Source organism: Halomonas elongata, assembly GCF_029081005.1.
Taxonomy (GTDB): Bacteria; Pseudomonadota; Gammaproteobacteria; order Pseudomonadales; family Halomonadaceae; genus Halomonas; species Halomonas elongata_B.
In genome coordinates, this window is the sequence record NZ_JAJQTQ010000052.1 from 1 (window position 1) to 5,568 (window position 5,568).

The 5,568-nt window shown below is 62.5% G+C and carries 3 protein-coding genes and 1 pseudogene; all 4 read left to right on the forward strand.

All coding sequences use genetic code 11. The annotated features are described in order from the left end of the window. A pseudogene (locus tag LU493_RS19340) lies at positions 1–333 on the forward strand (type VI secretion system tip protein VgrG); the annotation flags it as partial. Then, on the forward strand, positions 330–1,229 hold the full coding sequence (locus tag LU493_RS19345) for a DUF4123 domain-containing protein (protein ID WP_275289445.1): 900 nt from the start codon (positions 330–332) through the stop codon (positions 1,227–1,229). The pseudogene LU493_RS19340 and the gene LU493_RS19345, both read left to right, overlap by 4 nt. Then, positions 1,226–4,561 carry a toxin VasX gene (locus LU493_RS19350; RefSeq protein WP_275289446.1) on the forward strand — a complete coding sequence of 1,112 codons (3,336 nt, stop codon included), beginning with the start codon at positions 1,226–1,228 and terminating at the stop codon, positions 4,559–4,561. The genes LU493_RS19345 and LU493_RS19350 overlap by 4 nt, the downstream gene beginning before the upstream one ends. 42 nt (positions 4,562–4,603) lie before the next feature. Next, the coding region (locus tag LU493_RS19355) for a hypothetical protein (RefSeq protein WP_275289447.1) at positions 4,604–5,568 on the forward strand (965 nt) is incomplete at its 3' end.

A 5,568-nucleotide genomic window follows, 5' to 3' on the forward strand; every position in this document is an offset into this window, starting at 1 on the left:
CTCGTCGAGGTTGGCAGCGAGGTGCACCACAAGGCCGGCATGAAAGTGGTGATCGAGGCCGGCGCCGAGATCACCCTGAAGGCCGGCGGCAGCTTCGTGAAGCTCGACCCCAGTGGTGTGACCATCAACGGCCCCAGCGTCAAGATCAACTCCGGCGGCAGCCCCGGCAGCGGCACCGGGCAGAGCGCCCAGGCGCCGCTGCCGGGGGAGGCGACGGAGGAGACGCATGAAGCGGTCGAAGCGCCTCGTCAGGAAGCTGTCCTGAGACAAGAGATGGCCACGGCACAGCTCTGCAAACCGTCGAACAACGGGCAGGGAAGCGGCCAGGCATGAGCGCATGGTCGGTGACTCGGCCACCGGTGCCCGGTGATCGGAAGGGGGAGCGCCTCTTCGTGCTACTGGACGGTGTTGCCATGGAGCCGCTGGAACGCTGGCTCTACGAGACGCATCCTTCGCCGGTTTATGAGCCGCTCTACCTCGATACGCCGCTGGCGGAGTGCCGGGCGCTGTCGCCCTGTTTGATTGAGCTGGAGGCGGGCAGCCCGGTACTCGCGCGCTTCATCGAGGAGCAGGCCACCAGGGAAGCCGGGTGGCTGATGACGTCGGGCGAGTCCCTGGAGGTCGTGGCCGACCACCTGCGCGGGTTGTTGATCGTGGAGCATCCCTGGCAAGGGGAGCAGACGTTACGGGTGGCGTCCCCCGAGGTCATGCGCTGCTTGCTCGAGGCGGAGCCCGCCCCGACGGCCAGCTCACTTCTGGGCCCCATCGAACGTTTGTGGCTGCCGGAGCTGCATGAACAAGACCTGATTTGGTACCACCTAGAAAGTGACAGAGAGCGTCTGCGTGACAGTTTGGTAGGGCGCTTCCAGTTGACCGAGGCGCACTGTGCATCGTTGTCCCGCATCGTCTGGCGGCGATTTCGTTTCGAGCTTGCCGAGCATTTACAGGCCTATTTCGCCAAGGGGCCCTGGCTGCTCACCTTCGACGGTGCCGATCAGGCAGCGGGCGAGGTGATCGAGTTGACGGCGACGTTTGGCTTTCATGGACGGCGCGCACATTTCTATCTGGCCAACATCCTCGGGGCCCACGGCCGATCGGCGCTCGAGGAAGAAACCATGCCCGAGTTGGCTAGATGCCTGAAGGTGGCAGATGGGCGTCCGTCCATGGAGCGCCTCAAATCGGCGGTGGCTCTCGCGCAGGACCGGCTGAACAAGGAGACGTCAGCATGAGCATCGACATGGAAGCCGCCAACCGGGTGGCCGATAACCAGAGCGATAACGATCCCGGCCAGGAGGCCGGGCAGTGTCCGCTGCAGAAGCCGGACCTGCAGTTGGTGCCGGTACGCTATGCCCTGGTGGAGCTCGAGCAGGAGGTGTCCCTGCCGGAGGTATCACCCCCCATCCAGGGAGACTTCCGTCCCAACGGTATTCGCCCCGTCAGACAGGGGTGGCTCTACCTGATTCACAACATCGCTCCTGACGAGTTGCAGACCTTCGAGGTCATGCCGGATGGTAGCGGGGACCCGATCATTCTCGAGCGCCGTGGCAGCATCAAGGTGCTCTACAGCCAGGTGGAACTGGAGGAAACGCGGGCGGCTCTCTTGCTGGCGAAGCCGGAGGTGCAGGACGAGGTGATGCTGACGGTCAATATCGGTGGCTATTGCCCGGGCAACGGCACCGACCATTTGTTGCCACCCGATAAGTTAGGCGAGGTGCTGGCGGATGATCTGGGCGATCGAACCGTCTCCGAAGAGCGTCTCGACTATGGCCAGTATCAGTGGACGGCGAGCGCGGACTGGCAGACTGCACAGGCGGTCACCATCAAGGGGAATATCCAGGCCGAGTATCGTGAGGATAGTGCCTGCCTGATCGTCGAGGACGTGGTGGCCCGAGCCAACGATCTGGTCGGCGCCTGGACGCTGATTGCCGGTCAGGAGGCCGATTGGCTAGACGAGGAGCCCGAGAAACACTTCGCCGCCCGGGCCATCGATGGCTTCATGCAGCTCGACCTGCAACCGATGATCGCGCGTGCGGGGCAGGGGGAGATTCCCGGTTGGCTGAGCGAGGCCAGCGAGTCCGACAGGGAGCAGCTCCGGGAGCTGATGGAGTTGCAGAACCGGTACGACGAGAAGCACTCGGAGGACCTTGCCAGCAGCGGCGGGCACCCCGGCTTTCGGTCCCGGGAACAGCAGGCGCTGGAAGCGGAGGTGAATAGCGTCAGCGCCGAGCTCGCCGAGCGCCTGGGCACCGACGCCGAATCGGTCCGAGACTTCGCCCGCGAAACCCGCGACGACTATTTCGAGCGCGTCTACGGCAGCCAGGAGGGCGATCGCTGGCTGGCCCAGCAAGGCATCGAGGACGTCATTCGCCTCGGCGAGATGCGTGAGTTTCTCGCCGAGGCGGACCAATGGCAGGGCGAGTGGCGGGCCCACAAGGAGCAGGTCGGCGAAGACATCAAGACCCTGCTGCCCCGCTGGCACGAGTATGCCAGCCTTCTCGATGGCGAGGACGATACCCAGGCCATCTTGCGCAGCAGTCTCGAGCATCGCCTTTTCACGACCCTGGAGGCCTGCGGTCAGCAGGACTTCCTGATCCAGCACTACTTCGGCGAGGTCACGGTGGCGCACCGCCTGCATGTGACGCCCTTGACTGGTTTCATCAATGCTGCGGCGGCCAACTGGAAGAATGCCCAGGCGAGTCTGATGGCGTTGATGTCGGCAAAGGATACACCTGGCACGCATGCTCAGTGGCGAGAACGCGTCGATCAACAGGATCAATTACGTCTGCAGAACCTCGATGGCCTTGGCGAAGAGGCACGAGCCACCGTCGTAACTGAGTTGACGGCCAAGGAAAGAGTGATGGGGCGCTCCCTTCTGGCGGGCGTGCTGGATGAGACCGAATCGCTGAATCTAGAAGAACGCTTCACCGCCCTGTTCGATCGCACCTCCAACGGAATACGTCATCAGCTCTATACACGCCTTTCCGCCTACCAATTGGGCTGGGAGATTCCCGAACAGTCCGTTCTTGACCGTCTCAACGGCCTGATACAGCGCGCTGAGCGCCTGGCGGACGAGGTGGAAAGCACGAGTCGTATCGAGCGGGCACTGGAACGTCAGCGCCAGCAGTTGCCCAAGCGGGACTACGATACGCGGATTCGCCAGGCGCGAGCGGCCGTTCGTCAACAGCGTCAGGCGTTAGCCGACGTGCTCGATGAGCTGGCCGAGGCTACTTATCCCCTCGATGAAGCGGGCAATCAGGCCTTTAAAGTAACCGGGCTTAGCGAACAGGCCTCCCGTGCGGCGTTGAATGAGCGGCGTCTGGTCCGTCAGGCGCTCCAGGATCAGAATGCCTGGGATGCCCTGCTTCGCAATGAGCAGGGAGATATCGCTCCGCGTCGTGCCATACCGGTAGGGGTTAGTGGTTTTATGCTGCTTTTAAATGGTTACTTGTTTAGCGGGGCCATTCAGCAATTGGTTACGGCCGCACGAACAGGTAACCGGCGCTTCGAGGCGATAATGAGTGTAGCCTCCGGCGCTACCGGCACGATTGCCGCCACGGCCAGTGTATTGGAGATCCTTCACAATACTCGCTATCGGCGCCTATATGAGGGGCGCTCCTTCCAGAGTGCCGTCCAGCAGGCAGCAGGCAGCCTGGATCATCTGGACGATTGGGCCCGATTGACCAATCGCGCGATGATCGGCGTGGCGGGCTTCTCGTTCTTTGCTGCAGCCTTTGATGTGGTGCGCCAAGGTTTCAAGCTGGGGCGCGCGAGTACGGACCGCGAGCGTCTGGCGGCCGGTATTGCCCTAGCCGGGGATTTGGCCATTATCGGTGGCACCTTACCGATTGCCATTGCTGGGTTGGCGGGAAAAATTCGGGGTACGTCTGCCACGATATTGCGCTTGCGCCTGCTGCGCCTGGCGGTACCGCTGAACTGGGTCGCATTCGTCGGGGTGGTGCTGGTGGTGATCGGCGAGTTGCTCTACGAGTACTACTCGCTCTCGCCGCTACAGCAGTGGTGCCAGAAAAGTGTCTGGGGAGACGAGTCGGAGGGCTGGGATCTTCAGGCTCATCATCAGCATCTCGCCGAGGTGCATGGTAAGCCGGTGCTTTGGCGCCGTGGCGAACAGCCGCCGCGTATCAGCGCCATGCCGGTGGGGCCGGAACCGCCGGCGAAATCCCTCAACCTGCGACTCAACCTGCCGGGAGTTGAGGTGCCTAATGCGGATAACCTTCAGGTGGGGTTCTGGGGCGTAACGCGCGGCAGCCAGCAGGAGCTTCACGAGGATATGATGGCCCACGCCGGCATTACCCAGGAAGAGGGCAACTGCCGGCTGGACTATGCCCTGGACCCCGAACGCGTCGGTGACTGGCATACCCTGGTACTGGTGGTGCGTATCACCTCTCAGGGGGCATCTTCGCCGACGGCGACTTCGGCCTTCGAAGTCTTCAGCCGCCTGGATGCCGTATCACCCAGGGAGGAATGGAGGCCCGTCGAGTCTCTGGAAGGGCGTAAGGCCAGCACCTGGCAGGCCATGCCGCTTGTACCCTGGACTGCCTGATAGAGTAGGGCATCGAAGCTTGCCATGAATAAAGGAAGAACCATGAACACCGAAGCCAAGGAACAGGACGCCTCTTCCATGGCGCTGCGTGTCGGCGAGTATCTGACGCGTGGTGCCAATGAGCTTTATGCATTAAGCCCGAGGCCGATTCCCTTGGGGCCCACGGCGGGGGCCGGCGCGGATGTGGGGCGACTGATCTATCGCCGCGATGAGACGACGCTAGATCTGCTACATAACGTCAGCCGTAACGGCATGCTGGCTCTGGGGGGGGGGACAATTTGGGTGATGCTCTTCTTTGTGGTTTTTTTCATCTTCGTGATGTCGATGATCTTCTACCTGAACATCACGGTGGGGGAGGCCTTGAGTATGTGGGGGGGGGGCGCCTACGCAGGCGTGCTGTTCTTCGGAGCGCTGCTGGTTATCCCCGACCTCTGGCTTCGTGGCACCGCGCCGGTACGCTTTCATCGCCAGCGCCGCGAAGTGGCTTTCGTGGTGGAGCACCCCGGGCGAAGGATTTTCTTGCCGGCACCTAGCGCTCACCTAATGTATGGCTTCTGGTTTGCATTTTTTTCCATGAGTGGCATGACCACGTTAGTGGGTTTGGGCTTTCTGGGGTCAGAAGAAAAGTTTCTGGGGCCAACTGGCATTACCTGGGTGGCGCTGCTCCATCTGGTGGTCTTGCCGGCTCTGGCTATCGGCTATGTGGCGCTATATCGCGGAATTCGCCGGCTAGCCGGCTGGCGAAAGGAGACCGTCTTCGTGCCCTGGGAAGACGTGGTGGCGGTGGCCACGCGCAATGTGTCGGTGACGGTTGGCGGCCCGGCGGGGATCGGTTGGCAGCTGCATATCCTGCCGCCGGACCCGGAGCGGCCGGGCTATAGCCTGGCGGGTGCCGGGATTTCCGCCAATGTGACCAGCCTGCAGATGGCAATGATGCAGTGGGAGCTGATTCGTCGCTATATGGAAGAAGGCCCCGAGGCGGTGCCCGAACGCGCCGACGATTACAG

Coding starts and splice junctions, on each gene's coding strand:
- LU493_RS19345 (WP_275289445.1), top strand. CDS start 330: ATGAGCGCATGGTCGGTGACTCGGCCACCGGTGCCCGGTGATCGGAAG.
- LU493_RS19350 (WP_275289446.1), top strand. CDS start 1,226: ATGAGCATCGACATGGAAGCCGCCAACCGGGTGGCCGATAACCAGAGC.